Here is a 24,022-nt window from a genome sequence, read left to right as displayed (position 1 = left end):
TAAGTTACAATTTAAGTTATTTATAGCTTTTGTTGGCATAAGAATTGAATTATAGATAGTAAGATAAGTATAAAGATGATTGTATTCTTTTGTTTATCAGTAATTTATGATTTTAAAAAAGTGGTTTTCTTTGAAGTGAAAAAATTAAAGTGCCACTATGACAGAATAAGTAAGATATGAGCAAATCAAAAATATTACATTTAGACAATTTGTCGCTTCAAGATGTTTTTAATGAAGATTCAGAATTAATTCCATTATTAACACCAGAAGATGAAGAATTAATAAATAGAGAAAGTATTCCTGAAGAGTTACCAATTCTTCCGTTACGTAATACAGTATTATTTCCTGGAGTTGTGATACCAATTACTGCAGGTAGAGATAAATCTATTCAGTTAATTAAAGATGCAAATAAAGGAGATAAAGTTGTTGGAGTAGTTGCACAAAGAAATAGCGAAGTTGAAGATCCTGGGTTAGATGATATTTATCAAACAGGTGTCGTAGCACAAATATTACGTGTGTTAAAAATGCCTGATGGTAACACAACGGTTATTATTCAAGGTAAGAAGCGTTTTGAAATAGAAGAAATTACGCAAGAACAGCCTTATTTAAAAGCAAAGGTAAAAGAAGCTGTTGATGAACGAGAAGTTGACGATCAAAAAGAATTTGATGCAATTATCGAATCGATTAAAGATTTAGCATTAGAGGTAATTAAAGAAAACCCAATGTTACCTTCAGAGGCATCATTTGCTATAAAAAATATTCAATCTAGTTCGTTTTTGGTGAATTTTATTTCATCAAATATGGAGTTAAGCGTAGCGCAAAAACAAGTATTGTTAGAGAAAGACAACTTAAAAGAACGTGCGTTGTTAACTTTAAAGAATTTAGATAAAGAGCTTCAAAAACTACAGTTACGTAACGATATTCAGTCTAAAACACGTTCTGATTTAGACCAGCAACAACGTGAGTATTATTTAAACCAACAATTAAAAACCATTCAAGATGAACTAGGTGGTGTTTCTCATGAGCAAGAGCTAGATGAAATGCGTACTAAGGCAAAGTCAAAAAAATGGAGTAAAGAGGTTGGTGAAACTTTTGATAAAGAGTTAAGTCGTTTAAAGCGTATGAATCCTCAAATGGCAGAATACGGTGTGCAACGTAACTATTTAGAGTTAATGTTAGAGTTGCCTTGGGGCGAATATTCTAAAGATAAGTTTGACTTAAAAAGAGCTCAAAAAATACTGGATAGAGACCATTTCGGTTTAGAAAAAGTAAAAGAACGTATTATAGAACATTTAGCTGTTTTAAAATTACGTGGAGATATGAAGTCGCCAATTATTTGCTTGTATGGTCCTCCAGGAGTAGGTAAAACATCGTTAGGTAAATCGGTTGCTGAAGCATTAGGTCGCAAATATGTACGTATGTCTTTAGGTGGTTTACGTGATGAAGCTGAAATTCGCGGACATCGTAAAACGTATATTGGAGCGATGCCAGGACGTTTAATTCAGAATATCAAAAAAGCAGGAACTTCAAATCCAGTATTTGTATTAGATGAAATAGATAAATTAAGTCAAAGTCATCAAGGAGATCCTTCCTCAGCAATGTTAGAGGTGTTAGACCCAGAGCAAAATACAGCGTTTTATGATAACTATTTAGAAGTAGGATACGATCTTTCTAAAGTATTATTTATAGCTACAGCAAATAATATAAGTCAGATTCCATGGGCATTACGTGACCGTATGGAAATTATTAATGTAACTGGTTATACTATTGAAGAAAAAGTAGAGATAGCTAAAAAATACTTGTTTCCAAAACAATTAAAAGAACACGGTTTATCAAAAGAACACTTAACAGTTGGTAAAAAGCAAATAGAGAAAATTGTAGAAGGATATACTCGTGAATCTGGGGTTCGTGGTTTAGAAAAACAAGTGGCAAAGGTAGTTCGTTTTGCTGCAAAATCTATTGCAATGGAAGAGGAGTACAATGTTGTTTTGACAAATGAAGATATAGAAACTATTTTAGGACCTGCACGTTTAGAACGTGATAAATACGAAAATAACGATGTAGCAGGTGTGGTTACTGGATTAGCTTGGACGAGTGTTGGAGGAGATATATTATTTATAGAGTCTATCATTTCTAAAGGAAAAGGAAACCTTTCTATTACAGGTAACTTAGGTACCGTAATGAAAGAATCATCAACCATTGCCATGAAATATATAAAATCTAATGCTGAAGAGTTTGGTATTAACCCTGAAGTGTTAGATAAATATGATGTGCACATCCACGTACCAGAAGGAGCTACACCTAAAGACGGACCAAGTGCAGGTATTACAATGTTAACATCATTAGTATCTGTATTTACGCAACGTAAGGTGAAAAATAAGCTAGCAATGACTGGTGAAATTACGTTACGTGGTAAAGTGTTACCAGTAGGTGGAATTAAAGAAAAAATATTAGCGGCAAAACGAGCTAATATTAAAGAAATTATTTTGTGTGTTGATAATAAAAGAGATATAGAAGAAATAAAAGAAAGTTACTTAAAAGGATTAACATTCCATTATGTAACTGACATGAGCGAAGTAATTGATATTGCACTTACTAAGCAAAAAGTTAAAAATGCTAAGAAATTAGTGTAAAAGTTTTAAACTTAACGTAAACTTTAAAAATAAAAACAACCAGTATATCCTAAAAGATATACTGGCTGTTCTACAATATGGGGCAATATTTATTTTTTAAAGTCTTCTGGTGTATCATCTATTTCAGCTTCACACCAACAGCCTAACCAGTTACATCTTAGTATTTGACCTCTTGGGCACGAAATTTGACCTCCATTAATAGCTACTTGTTCTGTTTTATTTAAAACATTACCTAAATTTGAAATTGACTTTAACATAATTAATTAGTTTTAGTTATTAGTTTTTAATGATCAAAGTCTTCAATAGGTTCTTCAACATATTCAGGTTCACACCAACACCTTATCCAATTACATTTTAAAAAAGTTCCTCTAGGACAAGTAATTTGACCTCCATTGATTTCTCTTTGTTCTGATTTATTCAAAACGTTTCCTAAGCTTGAAATTGATTTTAACATGGTTGCTTAATTTTAATTTTCCTTACTCTATTTATATGCTTTTCAGGTTCGGCATTTAAGAATTATGTATTACAAATATTGGGAGATTAGGAGAGGAAAAGAAGAATATTAAGTGACTATTTAAGAAAAAAGCAGGTATTATTTTAAAAAAATGTCACTATTAATTTGTGGTTAAGTTGCTGTTTGTTAGTGTTTTGTTTGTTTTGTTTAAGGGTGGGGGTGATAAAAAGAAAAACAACAGATAAAAAAATTAACTTTACCTAAACTGAAAAATTAAAACTTATGAAGTACTTATCTATTGAGTCGTTAATGAAGTATGAATTAACATCAGAAGAAAAATTTAAAATATTTGCAGGAGACCCAATTGCAAAATTAAACACAGAAGTATTTGGCGGACCTGATACAGATGGAGAAGAAGATTGTTTACCACCACCTCCTGGAGATGATAGTAAAGATAAATGCTATGAGTACAAAGTTTTTAGTATTTACAAATAATTATAACATTATAACTCTTTATTAATTTTTTCTATAAATTGATAAGGAGTTATACCTATATGTTTTTTAAAAATTCGAGTAAAGGACTTAGAGTTCTTGTATCCAGCTATTTCTCCAATAGCTTGAGTTGTATATGATCTCACTTTCTTGTCATTGCTTAATACCCCAATAATATAATTAATTCGTAACTCATTTGTATAATCATTAAAACTCATTTTTTTATAATCTTTAATGATTTTTGATAAGTAGGTAGTATTAGTGCCTATTTTTTTAGCCGCATTATACAGGTTAAACTCTTCTTTTAAAAAGTATTTTTTCTCCTCTATTTTTAATAAACCGTTAATAATTTGTTGATGTTGTTCATCTTTTATTTTTACTGGATTAGGTGATGAAAAAGATTTTTCATTTAAATCTTCTTTTTTTGAGATTTTTGCTAATAATTCATCTAGTTTTTCATTAGCTTTTCTTTTTTCTTTAGAGTTTTTAACAACTAAGAAGCTAATAATTAATAGAATGAGGATTAGTATTATAAAAATTGTTCTGTAATAAGAACTTTTGTTAGCAATGTATTCTTTTAATTCTTTTAACTCTTTTATTTTTTTATCAAGATCAATCTTGTAAGCTCCATTGATTTGCTGTTTTTTTCTTGAAGTAAGTTTATCATAATCAATAATAAAAGTGTTTAAATGGTATTTAGCAGAGTCTATTTTATTTTGCTTAGAATGAATTTTAGAAAGATAGTAATGTGTATGTAAATAATTGTAATCTAGAATTGTGTCTTTTTTTATTTTTAATACCTTTAGAAAGTTCTCTTTTGCTTTGTTTAGCTTATTAGACATATAATAATTATAGGCATTATTATAATAGCCTTTATATAAGTATGATTGTGATTTACTTTTTTCAAATAATTCTAAGCTTTTTTCAAGGAAAGAACTGGCTTTAGAATATTCTTCTTTTAAAGTATAAATAGTCCCTTTTCCGTAATAAACTTTGCCAGTGTAGTAGTTATTAAGATTGAACTCTTTTGTTTTTAGTATGGAATTATAGTAATGTAAAGAAGAGTCCGCATACTGTTGCCTTTCTTTATCGTTTTTATACAAAGTAGCGTAGATGGCAGCAACATTAAACATTCTTTTATACTTACTACTATAATATTTATTTGAAAGAGCTTCTTTATTAATTTCTATAAGTTCAAGAGTTTCTTTTGCCTTATTAAGAGCTTTATCTAACTCTCCCATATCTTGATAAATAAGCGCTATATTACCTTTTATTTTAATAGTTCGCTCAATATCTTCAGCTAAAAAAGCGTAGTTTTCAGCTGCTATATAATTTTGTAAAGCAGATTTAATTAACTTTTTTCTTTTATCAGAATTACCTAATAATATATGGATATCGAATAGTAAGGGAAAATTTTTATTGGTTTTAGCCATCTTGGGTAGATACTTGTTTATACTATCTTTAAAAGGAATGTTTATAGGCTGTTTTTCTCTTACTTTTAAATATTCTGTAGCAGCATATCCAAATGTTTTATAAGCAACATCATCGCTTTGTAAAAGCCTGTCCATATAGTATAGAGAACTATCAACACCAATTTCTCTATTGAGGTAGAACTTTTTTTTAAAATTTTCTAAATCACTCTTGTTATATTCTTTTTTTGTTTGAGAATAAGATACAATGCAAGTAAAAATCACTAAGAAGAGAAGCGAAACTTGTTTAGACATGATTTTTAGAGGGATTATAAATTAATATGAACTGCAAAATAAAAAATATTTAAAGAATTTAGCTATTAAAGAGTTGGTTGTTTACTTCTTTTTTAATGATTTATAAGGTACTAGTGTTTAGCGAGTCAAATTTTAAAATTATTTTTTAATTAAAGATTTTTTTTAAAAAGTGTTTTAAGGAATAAGTAATTAGATAAAAATACTTTTTATGGGTAAAAAGCGTTGTTGTTTTAGTTATATTTAAAAATTAAAAATAATATCAAACGTAAACCCTTAAATTTCATGAAAAAACTTTTTTTATTAGCAGGTCTTTTATTTTCTGTGGCCTCGTACTCTCAAATTGAATTTATTGAAACTACTAAAACTGAAATAGTAGGAAAAATAGAATACGTTTACTTAGAGAAAATAGGAGATAAAGCTTATAACTTTTATTATAAGAACATTAATGACCCTATCCATGAATATGTTCATTTCTCATTTAAAAACTTAGATAATGATGTAGAAAAGTTACATCAAATAATTGTAAAAGGTTTTGAAGAAAATCCTAGAGACCCGTATAAAATTAAAGCAAATGGAGATGTAATCTGGTTAAAATATACTAAAGTTGATGGAGTTGTAATGTTACAAATTCAACAGTATGTAAGTAGAGATCCAGATATTATGACAGTTTCTAAATTACTTACATATGAAGAAGTAAATAAGTTATTTAGCAAATAGTTAAAATAATAGCAATAAAAAAGCAGCCTATAGGCTGCTTTTTTGTTAGGTTAAAATAAAAATATAATTAGTTTTTAGCTTTCTTTTTAAAAGCATCAAACTTGTTTGTTGTTTGTTTAGGCCAACTGTTATTTGAGGTATCAATATCGGCAGTTTCTAAATCAGGATCTACAACAATACTTTTAATTTCTTGAGTAGAAGTAAATACTCTTTTTACTTTATGCTCATTTCTTTTCCAAATTTGAGCAGGGAACGTTTCACGTTTTTTAGAACCATCAGCATACGTTAATTCCACAATAATAGGCATCACTAAACCACCTGGTTTTTCAAACTCAACTTGATAAATGTAATTAGGTATATCTTTTAAATTGGATTTTTTGTCTGAAGGTAAACTATTAATGTATGCTTCTATTTCAGATTTATTAACATCTTCCTTCTTAGTAGTTAAATAAACTAACTTACCTAATTTAGAAAAGTACGAAGGATATTGCTGTTGCATTTTTTTAGATTCTTCGTTTGGCTTATTGGTTAAATATAAAGGCTTAACCTCTTTAATTCCAATGTCAGTATAATCAGTGGTGTAGAACCAACCTCTCCAAAACCAGTCTAAATCCATACCAGAAGCATCTTCCATTGTTCTAAAGAAATCGGCAGGGGTAGGGTGCTTAAACATCCATCTTTTAGAGTATGTTCTAAAAGCATAGTCAAATAACTCTGGTCCCATAATTGTTTGACGCAACATGTATAAACCAGCAGCTGGTTTTGTGTAAGCATTAGGTCCGAAATTATGTACATAATCACCTTGAGACATAATAGGGCTTAACCTATCTTGATCTAAACTCATGTAACGAACAATATCTTTAGGTAAGTTACCTGTGTTAAAGTTTGGGTCGTAGTCTAACTCCGCTAAAATTTCAACAAATGAGTTTAAACCTTCATCCATCCAAGTCCACTGACGCTCGTCAGAGTTTACAATCATAGGGAAGAAGTTATGACCAACCTCATGAGTAATTACTCCAATCATTCCATTTTTAACTCTATCAGAATAGGTTCCATCAGGGTTTGGACGACCGTAGTTAAAACAAATCATAGGATACTCCATTCCTTGACGCTTAGCGTGTACTGATATTGCTTTAGAATATGGATAATCAAAAGTCATTTTAGAATACTCTTCTAATGTATTAGCAACAACACGAGTAGAGTGCTCTTCCCATAGCGGGTTCCCTTCTTTTGGGTATAAAGATAATGCCATAACGGTTTTACCATTAATATTTACAGCCATAGCATCCCAAATATATTTTCTTGATGAAGCAAAAGCAAAGTCACGTACTTTGTTAGCTTTAAAGTGCCAAGTTTTAGTTTTAGTAGTTCTTTGTTTTTCGTTTTCTTCAGCTTCTTTTTGGGTAACAATAAATACTGGATCTTTAAAAGACTTTCTAGCTTTTTCAAAACGTTTACGTTGTTCTCTACTTAGTACCTCTTTTTCGTTTTGAAGTTCACCAGTAGCCTCTAAAATATGATCGGCAGGAACAGTAATTTTCACATCGTAATCACCAAATTCTAAAGCCCATTCACTACGCCCCCAAAACTGCATGTTTTGCCATCCTTCAACATTGTTGTACACACATAATCTTGGAAAAAATTGGGCGATAGTATAGTTTTTATTTCCGTCAGGAAAAGATTCAAAACCAGAACGACCACCGTCTTCAACAGAGTTGTTAATTAAGTAGTTCCATTTAATTTTGAATTTAAAAACCTCACCAGGAGCCAATGGCTTAGGCAAGTTAATACGCATCATTGTGCGATTAATACTATGAGATAAATCTCTACCATCAGCATATTTTACGGCTTCAATATTAAAACCAAATGCTTTTGGTTTATCCATATTGTCACTCACAAATTTATCAGGAGTTTGAAAACTTCTTGCTGCATTAGATTCTGCCAAGGGAGATTTAGAATCTGGAGCTCGCATATTTTGATCTAACTGTAACCATAAATACTCTAAATGGTCTTTAGAGTTGTTGTGGTACGTAATATCTTCATCTCCATATAATCTATCTGTAGCTTCATCTAAGCGTAAGTTCATTACATAGTCAACTTTTTGTTGTGTGTATGCATGACCTGGCGCTCCTGATGCTGTACGTTGATCGTTAGGAGTAGCTAATACATCTTTTAATTGTCGAAATTTGTTTTGGTCGGTATGACCTTGTTGACGTTCTTTTTTAGGTGCTTCTTGGGCAAATAAAGAAGCTGATACAAAGAGCGCTGAAAATAATAGCGTAGAATATTTTCTCATTATATGCTTATTAGTTTTTGAATAAATAAGCGGAAAGTTAATGAAATCTTATTACTAAAAAAGAAGCTTTATTAAAAATTTAACAAACCTTTATCATTATCGCTCGATAAAAACAAACTTTTACGTTCCTTTTTAACAGTTGCTTTAATAAGGTTTTGTTGATCAGGGAAATGCTCAACTAAAATATCGTTTTCTATTTTTATTGACTTAGGTAGTGAAACATTTTCTATCTCTAAATAAAAGTAAACAATATTACCATCGTACTCTTTACCTATAAACTTGTAGTTTTTTTCTTCATTGTTAATAATAACTTTAAAATGAGTTTTTAAGTATTTGTAATAGTATTCATTAATAGATGGTAATTCGTTTTTAGTAGCAATTTGTAGGTTGGTGTTGTAATCTTTATTTATAGCGAGCTCAATATCATCCATAAAAACATTCATAATCATTTGTACGCTTTGGGTATCTTCTCTGTATTCAATTTCAGTTAACGCAACATAGTATTTATGCAGAGTGAATGATAGTAAGGGAAGGACTAATAAGAGAACAAAAAGTTTTTTCATGGTTGATAAAGGTCAATTATTGCGCCAAATTAGTCTTTTCCAATAAGTTTGAGGTATCCTGTATGTTCTTTTCTAAATATTTTAATAACTTTTAACACTTCACGGTTTTGATATAGTTTTTCTATTCCTAACGGATTACAATATCCTAAAAAGTGATAATATTTATCAACAGGAATTTTAAGTTCAACAAAAAAGAAGTCTTCTCCTAATTCATTAAGTAATTTAGCAGGCATATTTTCTTTAAAAGCTAATTCTTTACGAAGTTTTATTAGTTTTTCTGAGTTTTTTACAGGAAACGTGTTGGTAGTACCCATTCCTTCAAAAGCTTTTGTAGGGTCAACATTTACTACATCAGGTTTTACGTGTTTACTTATATAATCGTCTGAATGGTAATTACTGTAATTAACATTTGAAAAGTCGGTAGCTTTATTTGCTATTTCTAAGTTTTTATCACGCTTTACCTTTCTAAGGTCTTTGGCAAGTTCACCTGATAGTTCGTTATTTCTTAATAAAACTTCATCTAGTTCATAATTTTGTTTTTCAAGAGTAGTCCTTTTTCTGTAGGTATTAAAGTCGGCTTTAGTTAGTTTTTCATAAATGATTTTATAACCTATACTACTATATCTAATAGAATCTGTAGGTCTAGCAAAAAGTCTGTATTCTCCATTCTCGTTAGAAAATGTAGCTTGATTTGTTGAAAAGTTAACAATATGAGCATTTTCTAACACACCATTTTCATCATAAACAATTCCAAAAAGTGTTTTTCGTTCTTCTTGTGCGAATACTAGTTGAGATAAGAATAATAAGACAATTAGAGTTTTCTTCATAATATTTATAGGTTAGATTAGTTACACCTAAAGGTACAAAATATTTTAAAAAAGCGTAACCAAAATAACTAGGTAGGGAAGAGGTGTTAATTGTATTTTTTAGGATTAAGTTTTTTAAATTCGTCTGATTTCTTTTGTAAAAATGTAATCATTGTTACTTCATTATTTAAATAAAGAGTATTGAAGTCATCGGCAGATTCAGTAAAGTAAATAAACCTGTCAATATCTTCCTTTAGTATGTTTAGTTCGTGTTGAATGAGTATGTGGTAATTACTGCGTATGTTTTCTATTCTTTTTTCTTTGTCTTCAATAGCTTTATTTTTTTTTAGTTTTTTAAGTCTTCCTGATATTGAATTAATAATATAATCTGTAGATAAAACAAACCCTAGGCCTTCAAGTTTCATGGGACGCCCTCCCATTCCAGTATAGAGCCTTCTTTCAGCAGGGGTAAGTATTCTAGAACCTGCATAAGGCAGTTTTAATGTTTCGGCATTTATTACTTTTTCAGATTTTATATGTTTTGAATCAGAAGAAATATACCCAAGTAAATTATGTTTTTTTACTTCGACTTCATCCAGCTCAATAGGTACTTTTTTTAGTAGAATATAATTTTCTTGTATCCCAAAGTGATTAACACCTACCACAAACTTTTTGGTTTCATAACCTACAAACGTAATTTGTATAGTATCATTTGCTTTGGCCAAAATTCTAAACTCACCATTATCGTTAGTAAAAGTTCCTTGTTTAGTGTTAAGGTTTATAACATGTGCGTTAGGAACAGTATTTACTTCATCTTGTATGGTAGCGTAAAAGAATTTTCTGTTTTCTTGTGCTGTAGCTATTATTATAAAAAACAGACAAATAATTGAAGGGAGTATATTTTTCATGTGTTTACTCACTAATTACTTTTAAATAGCTCTTACTTTCTTGTTGTAAGATAGCAATGACTTTTAAAAGTTGTTGTTCTTTATATAGTTTTTCTATTCCTAGTGGATTACAATACTCTAAAAAATGAAGATACTTGTCTTTAGGTATGTTAAGCTCTTTAAAAAAGAAAGACTCTCCAAATTCTGAGAGCAACATTTTAGGAAAATTCTCTTTAAACTGTATTGTTTTTCGGGTTCTTTTTAGTTGTTGTGAGTATTTATCAAGACCAGAACTAAAGCCTGTACCAACACCAGCAAACTTTGCTGTAGGATCTGTTATTTTTAACATATTAGGAGCTTTCATTCTATCAATTTCATCAATATCTAAAATTACTTTTTCATCAAAATCAATCATAGAAAAATCAATAGCCTTTTTAGCTTTTTCCATACCAATATCTTTAGGTGTTTGTTTAGTATCTATGGCAAGTGAACCTATTAAGTTGTGTTTTTTTACTTCAACTTCATCCAATTCAAAAGGAACTTTAACTAGGGTAATTTTATTTTCTTGTATTCCAAAATGAATATGGGTAAGCTTAATTTTTTTGGTTTCGTATCCTACAAAAGATATTTGTAAAGTATCGTTAGGTTTTGCTAAAGTTCTAAATTTACCAAAGTCGGTACTAAATGTACCTTGTTGGGTATTTAGGTTGATAATATGAGCGTTGGGTATAGCACCAAGCTCATCATTTAAAGTTCCGTAAACGAATTTTCGTTTTTGTTGAGCCGTAGCTCCTAAAGTAATTAGTAGTAAAAGTGTGATGGGTAGTTGTTTAATCATGCAATTATTTTTTGGTAACTCTTATAGTTTCATTTTCTAGTAGGTAAGGGGAAGATTTACTATTTTCAATTAAAACCGCAGTAAGTTCTAATACTTTATCTTTATTATATAGGTTTATAATTCCTTTAGAAATACAGGCTTGTAAAAACTGATTGATGTTTTCTTTCTTTATTTTTAGTTGACGTATAAAAAAGCCATCTGTAAAGTGTTTTCTAATTTTTTCAATATTTCTATCTTCAACAGTAATCTTTTTTAATTGTTTTTTTCGTTTGTTTGTTCCGTTAAGTGCATTTATAAGCCCCGTTACACTAATAGCTAAGCCCGATTCTATCTTTACTGTTTTTTCATCTTTTGGTTGTATAACATTGGCATAAGGTAGTTTTAAGGTTTTAGCATTTACAACAGGGGCGTTGTTAAGAATGTCGGGATCAACTTCTAAAATACTTCTTTGCTTTTCAAGCACAACCTCATCTAACATGTGCGTTTTACTATCAACAAAAATTACAATGTTCTTAGCTTTAATATGCTCTTTGGTAAGGGTAACCTCTTTATACTCTAAGTTAAGATGAGAAATAAGTAAAACGTTGTTTTCAGAAGCTAAAATTTCAAAACGTCCGTTTTCATTAGAAACAGCACCAAGTGTTAGTTTTTTATTAATAATATGTACATCTTGGGTAGCAATACTATCTATAAACACAGTACCCGTAATAATTTTAGGGGTGTTTTGAGCAATTATAGCACAGGTAGTTAAGATAAAAAGAACAAGTAACAATTTTCTCATATCACAAATAAACTACCTACTTGTCTTAAAAATGTTTTAAGAACATGGTAAATTTTTGTTAATTTGAAGTATATAAAGCATAATGAAAGATTGATTTTGAGGAGTTAAAACTCATACTAATTAAACTTAAATAGATAGTAAACAAATGAAAAAACTACTTATAGCTAGTACATCTACCGTTCATGGAAGTGGATACTTAGCATATATTTTACCAACCTTAACTAACTTTTTTAAAGAAGCCTCTACCATATTATTTATACCGTATGCACGAGCAAGCGGAAAAACCTACGATGAATATACCTCTGTAGCTCGTAAGGCTTTTGCAACTATTGATAAAAAAGTTGTAGGTATCCATGAGTTTGATAATCCGAAGGAAGCTGTTCAGCAAGCGGAGGCTATTTTTACAGGGGGAGGTAATACGTTTGAGTTGGTAAATCAACTATATAAAAACGATATACTTTCTGATTTAACTACAGCGGTTGAAAACGGAACTCCGTATTTAGGTACCAGTGCAGGAAGTAATATTTGTGGAGTAACGATGATGAACACCAACGATATGCCTATTGTATATCCACCAAGTTTTAAAACCTTAGGGTTTATTCCGTTTAATATCAACGCACATTATTTAGACCCAAATCCAGATTCTACGCACATGGGTGAAACGCGTGAAACACGTATTAAAGAGTATCATATATTTAATGAAACACCTGTGCTTGGGTTACGCGAAGGTAGCTGGCTAGAGGTTAACGGAGATTCAATTGTATTACGAGGAACTTACACCGCACGTTTATTTAAACAAGGAAAGGAAGCTGAGGAGTTAGATACTGATACAGAGGTTAGCCAGTATTTTTAATACACTTTTATAGTACTTAGCTTACAAAAGAAAACTCCAAACAACAGTTTGGAGTTTTTTTTGTTTTACATATTAAGTTTATGATTACTTTACTAAAAAAAACATTGTTTTGTTGTATAAGTTAGTATTGTTTTGTAGATATTGTTAAAATATTCTAAATAAATAATAAGCGTTTAAAAAAAATATTATTTTAGCAATGCTATAAAAAGATTTAGACGAATGTAAATTGCTATAACAATACAATCACCTAATCTTTTATATTTCAAATTCCTCTTAAAATTAGCATACGTTTACTTACAAACGAATGCCTAACACTATTTTAGTACGTTGTGTTTTGGCATGTTTTAAAGGTAAGCGGTATTGGAAAAGTAACTTAATTTAAAAATTGATATTATGAAGTATTATTTATCAGAAAACAGACTAACAGATGAAGCAAACTACACAGCACGTGTGTTAACCGAACGTACTATTAACCAAGATGAGCTTATTGAAAAAATGTTGAGTAAACGAAACTTAGTAAGCAAAACCGATATTGTAGCGGTATTAAATTCGTATTACGAAGAAATTATTGAATCTATAGAAGAGGGCGATAATATTAACTTACCTATAGTAAAGATTGGGTATTCTATTTCTGGGGTTTTTGATACAGAAGAAGACAGTTTTAACCCCGATATTCATAAACTACACGTAAACTTAAATAGCGGAAAACTTATTAATGAGGTAAAAGAAGATATTCCGTTGCAAAAAATAACAGCACCTATTACCAGTACTTTAATTAACAACTGTAAAGATATTACAAGCCAAACAACCAATACTACTATAACCTCTAACGGTTTGTTTGAGTTAAACGGAGTTAGGTTAAAGGTGGATGGCGATAAAGAAGAGGTAGGCTTGTATTTTGTTGCAGAAGACGGTACTGAAACCAAAGTACAATACCTAGCTCAAAATAGTTTTAAAAGAGTAATAGGACAAGCACCTATTTTAACAACAGGTACTTATAAAATTAGAATTAAAACACAAGCTACCAATAATTCGGGGCAGTTTTTAAAAGAAGTACGTATTTCAGATGCACCATTTGTAGTAACAGCTGCATAATTATTAAGGGTAACAAGTCTTAAAAACGCTGTAAACCTCATAAACACTCGTGTTTTATGAGGTTTTCTTTTTGTAATAAACACTATACTATAAAAAAATAATTAGGCAAGGAGTAATGCTCCCCTTATAAGGGGAATGACACTCCCCTTAGGCAAGGAGTAATACTCCCCTTATAAGGGGAGTGACACTCCTCTTAGGGAGGGAGTGTTATTTTAAGCTAGCACCACTAACCATTTTAATGTTAAAATGCTAAAAAATGAAAGAACAACGTATGCTAAAAAAACTACTTTCTATAAAAACTATATAGGCTATCTTTGAAAAAATCCTATTTTTACGATATGGACATAAAATTGACAGAACAAGAGAAGATAAAAATCTTAAATTCCGATGATATCTACGGAATAATGCAAAAAATATTACTTCGCGAAAGTAAGATAGACCAAAACCGTGAACACTTTTGGGTTATAGGGCTAGAAAACAACAACCGTATTCTTTTTATTGAGTTAATAAGCTTAGGCACTATCAATGCTACTTTGGTAGAACCTATGGAAGTTTTTAGTCTTGCATTGCAAAAAAGAGCTGTAAAAATAATGTTATGTCATAATCACCCAAGTGGTGAATTAACTCCGTCAGATAATGACAAAAACCTAACAGATAGGTTGATACAAGTAGGTCTTATAGTAAACACCCATGTAATAGACCATTTAATTATTTCTGATAAAAGCTATTTGAGTTTTGCTAATACTGGTCTTTTACAAGAGTTAGAGAAAAGCACTAAATATGTTCCTAAATATGTTTTAGAAGAACAGATAAAAAAGGACATGGCTAAAATAATTGAGAAAAATAGAAATATTGAGATAGCCAAAGCTTTTAAAAGAAGTGGTCTTGATAATGAGTTAATCGCTAAAAACACAGGTCTTACCATTGAAGAGGTGGAGAAGTTGCGTGTTAGGAGGGGGAAGTAGTATTAGCAAAGGATTATTTATCTTTTTATAACTCTATCAAATATACCTACGACTTTAAAGTTTGATAGTTGATTGTCTTTAAGTTCAATATTGCTATATGAAGGATCAGTAGATTGAGGTTTCAATATAATTGATTGATGTTTCCATCCATTTTCATCATGATACTTCTTACTTTGATATTCTTTAATAGTGTAACAAGACCCTAAGTCTTCATCTTGAATATTTGTGCTTTCTACTAACACAATTTGACCATTACGAGAACCTCCTGTATATTTTTTAAACAAACATATAGAACCGTTGGGAATAATTTTATTCATTGATTCTCCGATAACTTCACAGGCAAACAGTTCTTTGTTTGGTTGAACTCGATCAGGTAATCTAATCCATTCTACATTTTCAATATTCTGAATGTTGCCAAAATTTCCAGCAGCCACTTTTAAATCGTATAGGGGAATGGAATTTTCAAATGGGATGACTTCATTCTGTGGAATAAGAATATCTATATTTTCTGAATTATCCTCATACTTAGGTATAAATGATTCAAAGTATTTTCTCAAGTGTGGGTCACAAACATATACGTAGGTTCCTTTAATGCCTCGAAGCATAATTGTTTTATATATATTGAGGATAAAAGACTTAAGTTCATCTTTTGATTTGATTGATTGTTTTCCATTTTTATCAAAATAATTTTCTTCTTTAATTACTATTTCTTTGTTAACAGTGTCGTATGAAATTTCATTTCCGAAGATAATACCAGAATAATTTAAATCATAGCCTTGAGTAGTATGGATACAACCTACTTCATCAATTGAATTTTCTGAGTTTATCCAGTCATTTGATGTACCATTCCATTTTAATTGTACTTTATCTATTTGTATATCAAAAATATTAGAATCTTTATTGGATTTCCATTCCCAAGAATAACCTGCAATAAGTCGAGATAAACCAAATTCAATATCTCTTTTTTTTATTTGAGAAACCATCTCTTCCAAAGAACTGAATAACATAAAATCATATTCTTTGGAGTGGAAAAATTCTCTTGAATCATCCATAGAACAATTGAGTAGTGAATTAATATATTCTACATAGGCATTTCCTCCTTTTACTCTAAATTGTGATTTCAATTTTAATATTGAAGTTTTCTTATTTGATTTAAGACTATCAAAATCTTTTTTTTCAGCATCAGAAGGTTTTATGGATTGTTCTTCATCATAGAAAAGAATTGTATTATCAGATTGCATTGTTACCCAATCTAATTCACTACAATTATGTTTGTCTAAATTTAAAGTTTTACAAGCTTTATCAAAAGCTCCAAAGTAAGCTCCCAAATTTACTCTCCTCCTTAGTCTATGAGATTCATCTACAATTAATATATCATATTTATTTTTGCTTACTTCTGCGGGACCTATAACCATACTTGCTCTAAGACCATTGATGTTTTTAAAAACCTTTTTTAATGTAGTTCTGAATGAAGACATTGGGATAACTAAAGCCATTTTGGGTTTATTATATTTCTCTTTAACTTGATTAATAAGGTTAATAAAATAGTTTTCTTCTGCCCCAAACTCTTTAAAATTAAAATCACCTAGATCACCAGACAGCATTTTAAAGAGGAATATAGCTAAAATAGTTTTGCCTGTACCAGCTCCACCTTCTACAATAATATTTTCGAACTTGCCTATAGCAAGATTTTCAAGTATTTGTAGTAAGCTACCACGTTGTTCAATAGTTAGACTTTTGTAAGGAGAATATTTAAATAAGTCAGAATTGTCAATATGTTCTATAGAATGTTTTACAATTCCTTCAGATCGTAGTTGATTCCAAATGGTATTAAAAATATTCCAATAAACTTCTTTTTTTTGGTAGTAGTTATGATTTGCCAGTCCAATATTTCCATTTAAAAGCTTGTAAACATTGTCAGCGGACATATATTTAATGAGACTAGATTCAATGTCCAACGTAGCTGATTTATTAAACTTCTCACTAGTGATAAGATGTACAGATGTTAACTTACCCTTTTTGTTATGTTTCAAGTGGGTGCTCATTCTTGAATAAACATCTGTAGTTTCTCCTACGTACGCAGTTTTAGTCTCATTATCACTAAGAATGTAAACTAAAGGCCATAAATCCTTAGCAAAGTGGTTAGTACTAAAGCTTTCAAAAAGGTTGTTTTTGAAATCGTAATGATTTATTTCGACAAGTGATGAAATCATTAAAGCTCGTTATACTTTTTTGCAGTTCCTTTGGCCTTACTTATAGGGTATTTCTCCCCATTTTTTTTGATTTTTTCTAAAAGAATCTCCTTTACGTCAAAGTCATATTTTTCTGCTAAAAGAAATGCATAGGCTAAAACATCAGCTAACTCCTCTTTTACTTTTTGTTGGTTAGCTTCTTCAGACGATTTCCAAAGGAAATTTTCCAAAAGCTCACCAGCCTCAATATTTAGAGCAACTGCGAGATCTTTAGGGTTATGAAATTGCTCCCAATCTCTCTCGTTTCGGAACTTAATTAGAGTCTTAATTATTTCTTTTATGTCACTCATTTTTATTATTTCTTATTAAAACATAATTTTTGTTTATATAAGTCCTTTGCTTTCTTATTTAATTTAGTGTAGATATATAAGAATTACTTATATAGTATTTTATTAAATGCTAGCTAATATAAAACAAAATTTAAAACTTAAAATGGTTTTGAGGCATTTTAATAAATGATTAAATAAACAAACACTAAATAAATAAAGACTGCCTTCATAAGTAGTCTTTTTATTATATATAAAGTTGTTTTATTACGCCTTTTTTTGTCTAGGTTCACAAGCCTATAAAAAGGTGTGGTTTCCGATTAGGAGAATTTGCCTTTGTAAGTTTTATACAATATTGGCAGTAGTTTTTTACCAATTATCATTTGCGAAAAATGTACAATTACAGATGTAGAAAGTATAAGTAAAATAGTTTCTTTAAAACCTCTTGGTATAGAGTAGTACTCGTTAGGTAGTTGATAATAATAAAATAATTGTCTAGAAAAAACTACTATTAAACTGATTATAAAAATAACAAGACCATGGTATTTGTAATTCTTAATTACATAAATTAAAAAAGGAAACAAAAAAGCTGAAAACATATATATTCTTCTTAAGAACAAAAAGTCAGCACCTCCATTTTTTTGAGTAACAAACATACCAGAAACTAAATATTCTTCAGTAATTAAACCAGATACAATGACTGCAAAGAATATTAACAGAAAGTTTATAACTGAACTTAATATGTAAAATTTACCTTTATTACTCATTATAAATAGAAGTTTGAGTTAATTCCATAGTTTTTATTTAAATTAAAGCAACTTGTTTATATAAGTAATTTTAGTGTCTTTATATATCCTAAAAAGGAAGTGTAAACGTAATTATTGCAATTTTTAATTAGTGCTAGCTAATATAATAAAAAAGAGCTATTAAGTTTAAAAGGTTTTTACTTTAGAATTAAGTATAGTTCTTATGCAAAAAAGACTGCTTATCAAGCAGTCTTTTTTTATTATATATGAAGTTGTTATTACGCTTGTCTACGTTCGCAAGCTAATAAAGTGTTTTTTAATAGCATTGCAATCGTCATAGGACCTACACCACCAGGTACAGGTGTAATGTGTGATGCTTTTTCTGCTACTTCGTTAAAAGCAACATCACCTACTAATCTAAATCCTCTTTTCTTAGAAGGGTCAGCAACACGAGTAATTCCTACATCAATAATTACTACATCGTCCTTTACCATATCACCTTTTAAAAATTCAGGAATACCTATAGCAGCTACAATAATATCTGCTCTTTTAGTAACCTCTTTTAAGTTTTTGGTTCTACTGTGTGTTAGGGTAACCGTTGCGTTTCCTACTTTTCTTTTTTGAGAAAGTAAAATACTCATAGGGCTTCCTACAATATGACTACGACCAATAACTACGACATCTTTACCCGAGGTCTCAATATTGTAGCGATTTAACAATTCTAAAATTCCGAAAGGAGTTGCAGAAATGTAGGTTGGTAAGTTTAAGGCCATTTTCCCTACATTCATAGGATGGAAACCGTCTACATCTTTATCAGGGTTTACAGCCATTAATACCTTTTGTTCGTCAATATGATCGGGTAGGGGTAATTGTACTATAAAACCATCAATATCGTTATCAATATTTAAAATAGCAATTTCGTTTAATAATTCTTCTTCAGTAGTTTCTTCAGGAAGACGAATTAAAGTAGATTCAAAACCTACACGTTCGCAAGCTTTTACTTTTGCATTTACATAGGTTAAACTTGCTCCGTCATTACCTACGATAACCGCTGCTAAATGCGGTGTTTTTTTATCGTTTGCTTTTAATGCTGCTACTTCTAAAGCAATTTCTTCTTTAATGTCTGCTGATGTCTTTTTACCGTCTAGTAAAATCATTTGTGTGTGTTGTTGTGTGTTATTCAGTGTGTTGTTGTTAATCAAAAAAGAAAAAAGAGAAGTCGACAAAACTTCTCTTTTTTTAATATTATCTCATGCCTTTCATCATTTGCATCATTTTTCTTCCGCCACCACCTTGCATCATTTTCATCATTTTGCTCATCTGATCGAATTGCTTCATCAGTTGGTTAACTTCTTGTACCGAAGTTCCGGATCCTTTTGCAATTCGTTTCTTACGACTCGCATTAATAACAGAAGGAGTACTTCTTTCTTCAGGAGTCATAGAGTGTATAATAGCTTCAATTCCTTTAAAAGCATCGTCGTCAATATCAACATCTTTTAATGCTTTACCAGCACCAGGAATCATACCTACTAAGTCTTTCATGCTACCCATCTTTTTGATTTGATTGATTTGATTTAAGAAATCATCAAAACCAAACTGATTTTTAGCAATCTTCTTTTGTAATTTTCTAGCTTCTTCTTCATCGTATTGTTCTTGAGCACGCTCTACTAACGAAACAACGTCTCCCATTCCTAAAATACGATCAGCCATACGACTAGGGTGGAATACATCAATTGCATCCATTTTTTCACCCGTACCTATAAATTTAATAGGCTTGTCTACTACCGATTTAATAGATAAAGCAGCTCCACCACGAGTATCACCATCTAACTTAGTTAATACAACTCCGTCAAAATTTAATACATCGTTAAAGGCTTTGGCTGTATTTACAGCATCTTGCCCTGTCATAGAGTCAACTACAAACAATGTTTCTTGTGGACTTACAGCTTTGTGGATGTTAGAAATTTCTGTCATCATTTCTTCATCAACAGCTAAACGACCCGCGGTATCAATAATTACCACGTTTTTACCGTTTGCTTTTGCATGCTTAATAGCATTTTGAGAAATTTCTACAGGATTTTGATTTCCTTCCTCAGCATATACTTCTACACCAATTTGTTCTCCAACTACACGTAGCTGATTAATTGCGGCAGGACGATATACGTCACATCCTACTAATAAAACTTGTTTAGATTTCTTAGTTTTAAGATAGTTAGCTAGTTTACCAGAAAAGGTTGTTTTACCCGAACCTTGTAAACCAGACATTAAAATTACAGTAGGTGAACCTCCTAAGTTAATACCAACGGTATCACCACCCATTAATTCGGTTAATTCATCTTTAACCAACTTTACCATTAATTGCCCAGGGTTTAACGTTGTTAATACGTCTTGACCTAAGGCTTTTTCTTTTACTGTTTTGGTAAAATTCTTTGCTATTTTAAAGTTAACATCGGCATCTAGTAAAGCTCTACGAACTTCTTTTAAAGTTTCCGCAACGTTAACTTCAGTAATTTTTCCGTGTCCTTTCAGCGTATGTAACGCCTTATCTAACTTTTCGCTTAAATTATTAAACATGTATCGGCTTCATTTTTTAGAGGCACAAATTTAGTTATTAGTTGTTAGTTTTTAGCAATTTGTTAGTAGATTTTTTCTACTTCATAGCATAAAAGTGTGCGATTTTTTACAATTAGTAAGAATAGTAGTCACTTTTTTTAGTTTTTATATTGGTAACAATACGAGTAAATGCTATAAATCATCCGTAAAATGTTTGCGACTTTTTTCTTGACTGAATTTTTCTTGATTGAAGTTTTTAGAAGCATTTTTAGGAATGGATAGCGATACCCATTTTTCGTTTTGTAGCATTTTGCCTAAAAATACAATTTGTCCGATGTGATATGGATAATGACAAATTTGACGGTTAATTGCTTCGGTTACTGTATGTCCTTGATTCCTTATGTAGATTATTTTTCCTAAATCATTTTCTTTTAAAGAGTTAATAGTGTTTAAAAAACAATCCCACCCTTTTTCCCAATAGGCTATCATTTCTTCTTTGGTTGAAAAGGTATTTACAAACTCGTCATCTCTATTTCTCCATGATTTTTCTCCATCTTCAGTAAAAAAGTTGGTCCAGCGAGATAACATATTACCAGCAATATGCTTTGCTATTACAGCAATAGAGTTGCTTTCTTGATTATATTGATAAAATAGCTCTTCTTGGGTAAGTTGATTAAAAGTTTTATCGCCTAAACTTTTATAGTAGGTTATTTGTTTTTTGATACTTTCTAAATAGGAGTTTTGCATGGCATAATTTTTTTTAAAAAAAAAGACTGGTTAAAAACCAGCCTTAATTTACAATTTTATTTTTTAGGAATAAACTCTAAAGCAACTCCATTAATACAATGTCGTTTGCCAGTGGTTTCTTTTGGACCGTCGTTAAAAGAGTGTCCTAAATGTCCGCCACAAGTATTACATTTTAATTCTGTTCGAGCATATCCTAGTTTATAATCTGTATCTAGTTCTACATTTCCTTTAATAGCTCTATCAAAAGAAGGCCATCCGCTACCTGAATCGTATTTGTTTTCAGATTTATATAGCGGTGTTTTACAGGCTGCACATACATAGGTTCCTTCTTTCTTGTTAAAGTTTAAAGGACTTGAGTTGGGACGTTCTGTACCTGCTTCTCTAAGTACATAATACTGTTTTGGAGTTAATAACTTTTTCCACTCACTGTTGGTTTTGTTTACCGCATACTTTTTCTTGTTCTGGGCATTTACAGTAGTACTAAATGTTATTGCTAAAAGGAATAAAACAACTAATTTTCTCATGGTTCTTTACTTATAAAATCAACAATTTTGGAAGCTACTTTTGGATTACGAAGAATTCTGGTGTGTCCTAAGCCTTCCGTAATTAAAAGTTTTCCATTCTGTAAGTTTTGACGTATTGCTATTGCACAACTTACATCAACATCACCATCAAATGAATCATGCACAACTAGAGTAGGTATTTTTACATTTTTAGACTTTATGCTTGAGGAGTGTGTATCAATATCTCGTTGCCATTTTTTATCAAACAGGCGTTTCATTTTATGAGCAATAACTGGTTTTACTTGTAAACTCTTAGTAAAGTTTAAAATAACATCCGATATTTTATCAGCTGCTCCAACAGTAACCAATTTGTTAACAGCAAAATTTTCTGAAAGAGCGTTATACAAGCATACTCCACCAAAAGAGTGCCCTATAGCAGCATCAAAAGGTCCAAATTGTTTGTTAAGTTCAGTAATGGTTTCTAAGAACTCTGGCATTTCGGTAGTTTTTCCTGTAGACTTACCATGGGCAGGTCCGTCAAATGAAATAACCATATAGCCCTTTTCCAATAGTTTGTCAGCAATCATATATAATTGAGTGCTTCTTCCTGCCCAACCATGTACCCATAATACTTTTTTAGCTGAATAACCATATGATAGTACTTGAATCTCTTTTGAGATGGATGGCACATTTATTGTTTTCTTTTGAGCACTCTCTAACATTACTTTTTCTCTCTTAGGAATTGGAAAATTAACAGGAGTTGTAAAAAGCCTTACACCAAATTTAGCTGCTTTATTAATAGATATAAACTGCAAAGCCTTAGCTGAAAGGATAACAGGTTTAGGAATTTTAATACTTGGTAAAGCTGTTTTTGAATGCGTAAAATTCATGAATTAGTTTTTAAGATAAAGATAGAATTTGTAGCTTTAAAGACATAATATATTATCAAGTTTGTGACAAATAAGTTAATTTCGTGTCATAAAAGATACAACCAAGAACATAGAATTTTAAACTATTGAACAATGAAAAAAATTATAGCCCTAACATTTTTAGCTGCTTTTTTAGTAGAGTGTAGCACTGTGCCAATTACGGGAAGAAAAAGATTAAATTTTGTAAACGATGCTCAAATCTTACCAGCAAGTTTTGCGCAATACAAAGGGTTTTTAGAAGAAAATAAATTATCTACTAACACTGCTAAAACAAATGAGATTAGACGTGTAGGAAAGAATATTTCTACAGCTGTAGATCGTTTTATGCGAGCTAATGGTATGAAAGCAGAAGCAGATGCTTATGAGTGGGAATTTAATTTAGTTGAAGATAAAACTGTAAATGCATGGTGTTTACCTGGTGGAAAAGTAGTTTTTTATACAGGAATTTTACCAATTTGTGCTAATGAAGATGGTATTGCTGCTGTGATGGGGCATGAGGTAGCTCACGCATTTGCAAAACACGGACAAGAACGTATGTCTACAGGTCAATTACAACAATTAGGAGGAGTTGCTTTAGCCTTAGGTACTCAAAATAGTGAAAATGCTGAAATGTGGAATATGGCTTACGGTTTAGGAACGCAAGTAGGGGTAATGTTACCATTTAGTAGACAACATGAAACAGAAGCTGATAAATTAGGATTAGTTTTTATGATTATGGCAGGATATAAAGGAGAAGAAGCTGCAGAAGTATGGGTACGAATGAGTGAACGCTCAGGAGGAGGAGCTCCACCAGAGTTTATGAGCACACACCCATCTAATCAAACTCGTATTCAGACTTTAAGAAATTTTTTACCAGAGGCTAAAAAATTAGCAGCAAAATACAACGTGCCTGCGAGTAAATAAGATTGATAAATTATAGTAT

Annotated in this window: 24 protein-coding genes; 7 read left to right on the top strand and 17 right to left on the bottom strand. The window is 30.7% G+C overall.

Features of this window, described 5'->3' with window-relative positions:
• The first annotated feature begins 176 nt into the window (after positions 1-176).
• Positions 177-2,633, top strand: a complete 2,457-nt coding sequence (gene lon, locus MK851_RS05745) for an endopeptidase La (RefSeq protein WP_303509917.1) — start codon at positions 177-179, stop codon at positions 2,631-2,633.
• An 89-nt stretch (positions 2,634-2,722) separates the two neighbouring features.
• On the opposite strand, the gene MK851_RS05740 is transcribed toward lon, so the two are convergent.
• Together MK851_RS05740 and MK851_RS05735 are read right to left on the bottom strand one after the other, a co-directional pair.
• On the bottom strand, positions 2,723-2,890 hold the full coding sequence (locus MK851_RS05740) for a hypothetical protein (RefSeq protein ID WP_320242237.1): 168 nt from the start codon (positions 2,888-2,890) through the stop codon (positions 2,723-2,725).
• Positions 2,891-2,916: 26 nt separating this feature from the next.
• On the bottom strand, positions 2,917-3,087 hold the full coding sequence (locus MK851_RS05735) for a hypothetical protein (protein ID WP_303509911.1): 171 nt from the start codon (positions 3,085-3,087) through the stop codon (positions 2,917-2,919).
• A gap of 282 nt (positions 3,088-3,369) precedes the next feature.
• Between MK851_RS05735 and MK851_RS05730 the strand changes: the two genes are divergently transcribed.
• Complete coding sequence (locus tag MK851_RS05730; protein ID WP_303509909.1) at positions 3,370-3,582, top strand: hypothetical protein; 213 nt, start codon at positions 3,370-3,372, stop codon at positions 3,580-3,582.
• 8 nt (positions 3,583-3,590) lie between these two features.
• Here MK851_RS05730 and MK851_RS05725 read toward each other — a convergent pair whose 3' ends face one another.
• Positions 3,591-5,303 (bottom strand): helix-turn-helix domain-containing protein, encoded by a 1,713-nt coding sequence (locus MK851_RS05725; protein WP_320242232.1) that lies wholly within the window; start codon positions 5,301-5,303, stop codon positions 3,591-3,593.
• A 282-nt stretch (positions 5,304-5,585) separates the two neighbouring features.
• Here MK851_RS05725 and MK851_RS05720 point away from each other — a divergent pair, with 282 nt between their 5' ends.
• Positions 5,586-6,020, top strand: coding sequence for a hypothetical protein (locus MK851_RS05720; RefSeq protein ID WP_047789560.1), 435 nt, complete (start codon positions 5,586-5,588; stop codon positions 6,018-6,020).
• Between the two features lie 67 nt (positions 6,021-6,087).
• Here the strand turns inward: MK851_RS05720 and MK851_RS05715 are convergent, their stop codons facing one another.
• From MK851_RS05715 to MK851_RS05690, 6 genes are all read right to left on the bottom strand, one after another.
• Positions 6,088-8,316, bottom strand: a complete 2,229-nt coding sequence (locus tag MK851_RS05715) for a M1 family metallopeptidase (RefSeq protein WP_320242228.1) — start codon at positions 8,314-8,316, stop codon at positions 6,088-6,090.
• 71 nt (positions 8,317-8,387) lie between these two features.
• Entirely contained in the window at positions 8,388-8,879 is a 492-nt protein-coding gene (locus MK851_RS05710; RefSeq protein WP_320242226.1) for a DUF6702 family protein, read from the bottom strand.
• 29 nt (positions 8,880-8,908) lie between these two features.
• The gene (locus MK851_RS05705) at positions 8,909-9,706 is read right to left on the bottom strand and encodes a carboxypeptidase-like regulatory domain-containing protein (RefSeq protein ID WP_320242224.1); all 798 of its coding nucleotides are present in this window, start codon (positions 9,704-9,706) and stop codon (positions 8,909-8,911) included.
• Between the two features lie 86 nt (positions 9,707-9,792).
• A complete protein-coding gene (locus tag MK851_RS05700) occupies positions 9,793-10,593 on the bottom strand; it encodes a carboxypeptidase-like regulatory domain-containing protein (RefSeq protein WP_320242223.1) in 801 nt (266 codons plus the stop codon).
• A 4-nt stretch (positions 10,594-10,597) separates the two neighbouring features.
• Positions 10,598-11,410, bottom strand: coding sequence for a hypothetical protein (locus MK851_RS05695; protein WP_320242221.1), 813 nt, complete (start codon positions 11,408-11,410; stop codon positions 10,598-10,600).
• A gap of 4 nt (positions 11,411-11,414) precedes the next feature.
• Positions 11,415-12,191: a carboxypeptidase-like regulatory domain-containing protein gene (locus tag MK851_RS05690; protein ID WP_320242219.1), complete on the bottom strand. Its 777-nt coding sequence runs from the start codon at positions 12,189-12,191 to the stop codon at positions 11,415-11,417.
• A 145-nt stretch (positions 12,192-12,336) separates the two neighbouring features.
• On the opposite strand from MK851_RS05690, the gene pepE reads away from it, so the two are divergent.
• From pepE to MK851_RS05675, 3 genes are all read left to right on the top strand, one after another.
• Positions 12,337-13,044: a dipeptidase PepE gene (gene pepE, locus MK851_RS05685; protein WP_320242217.1), complete on the top strand. Its 708-nt coding sequence runs from the start codon at positions 12,337-12,339 to the stop codon at positions 13,042-13,044.
• A 393-nt stretch (positions 13,045-13,437) separates the two neighbouring features.
• Entirely contained in the window at positions 13,438-14,139 is a 702-nt protein-coding gene (locus MK851_RS05680; protein ID WP_320242215.1) for a DNA-binding domain-containing protein, read from the top strand.
• A gap of 338 nt (positions 14,140-14,477) precedes the next feature.
• Positions 14,478-15,104: a JAB domain-containing protein gene (locus MK851_RS05675; RefSeq protein ID WP_320242212.1), complete on the top strand. Its 627-nt coding sequence runs from the start codon at positions 14,478-14,480 to the stop codon at positions 15,102-15,104.
• A gap of 17 nt (positions 15,105-15,121) precedes the next feature.
• On the opposite strand, the gene MK851_RS05670 is transcribed toward MK851_RS05675, so the two are convergent.
• The 8 genes from MK851_RS05670 to MK851_RS05635 all read right to left on the bottom strand — a co-directional run bounded on the left by MK851_RS05670 (position 15,122) and on the right by MK851_RS05635 (position 23,061).
• Positions 15,122-17,317, bottom strand: a complete 2,196-nt coding sequence (locus tag MK851_RS05670; RefSeq protein WP_320242211.1) for a DNA/RNA helicase domain-containing protein — start codon at positions 17,315-17,317, stop codon at positions 15,122-15,124.
• Complete coding sequence (locus MK851_RS05665; protein WP_320242209.1) at positions 17,317-17,646, bottom strand: nucleotide pyrophosphohydrolase; 330 nt, start codon at positions 17,644-17,646, stop codon at positions 17,317-17,319. Before MK851_RS05665 ends, MK851_RS05670 begins: the two co-directional genes overlap by 1 nt.
• A 296-nt stretch (positions 17,647-17,942) precedes the next feature.
• Positions 17,943-18,389 (bottom strand): hypothetical protein, encoded by a 447-nt coding sequence (locus tag MK851_RS05660; RefSeq protein ID WP_320242207.1) that lies wholly within the window; start codon positions 18,387-18,389, stop codon positions 17,943-17,945.
• 257 nt (positions 18,390-18,646) lie between these two features.
• Positions 18,647-19,525 carry a bifunctional methylenetetrahydrofolate dehydrogenase/methenyltetrahydrofolate cyclohydrolase FolD gene (gene folD, locus MK851_RS05655; RefSeq protein ID WP_320242204.1) on the bottom strand — a complete coding sequence of 293 codons (879 nt, stop codon included), beginning with the start codon at positions 19,523-19,525 and terminating at the stop codon, positions 18,647-18,649.
• Positions 19,526-19,613: 88 nt separating this feature from the next.
• Positions 19,614-20,942: a signal recognition particle protein gene (gene ffh / locus MK851_RS05650; protein ID WP_320242203.1), complete on the bottom strand. Its 1,329-nt coding sequence runs from the start codon at positions 20,940-20,942 to the stop codon at positions 19,614-19,616.
• A 171-nt stretch (positions 20,943-21,113) separates the two neighbouring features.
• Entirely contained in the window at positions 21,114-21,668 is a 555-nt protein-coding gene (locus tag MK851_RS05645; RefSeq protein WP_320242201.1) for a DUF1572 family protein, read from the bottom strand.
• 56 nt (positions 21,669-21,724) lie between these two features.
• Positions 21,725-22,192: a peptide-methionine (R)-S-oxide reductase MsrB gene (gene msrB, locus MK851_RS05640; protein WP_320242199.1), complete on the bottom strand. Its 468-nt coding sequence runs from the start codon at positions 22,190-22,192 to the stop codon at positions 21,725-21,727.
• Positions 22,189-23,061 carry an alpha/beta hydrolase gene (locus MK851_RS05635; protein ID WP_320242197.1) on the bottom strand — a complete coding sequence of 291 codons (873 nt, stop codon included), beginning with the start codon at positions 23,059-23,061 and terminating at the stop codon, positions 22,189-22,191. Before MK851_RS05635 ends, msrB begins: the two co-directional genes overlap by 4 nt.
• Positions 23,062-23,193: 132 nt before the next feature.
• Here MK851_RS05635 and MK851_RS05630 point away from each other — a divergent pair, with 132 nt between their 5' ends.
• Positions 23,194-24,003, top strand: coding sequence for a M48 family metallopeptidase (locus MK851_RS05630; RefSeq protein ID WP_320242195.1), 810 nt, complete (start codon positions 23,194-23,196; stop codon positions 24,001-24,003).
• The last annotated feature ends 19 nt before the right edge of the window (positions 24,004-24,022 follow it).

The organism is Tenacibaculum sp. 1B UA (assembly GCF_033978845.1).
In the GTDB taxonomy this organism is placed as follows: Bacteria; Bacteroidota; Bacteroidia; order Flavobacteriales; family Flavobacteriaceae; genus Polaribacter.
This window is presented reverse-complemented; position numbering and strand designations above follow the sequence as displayed.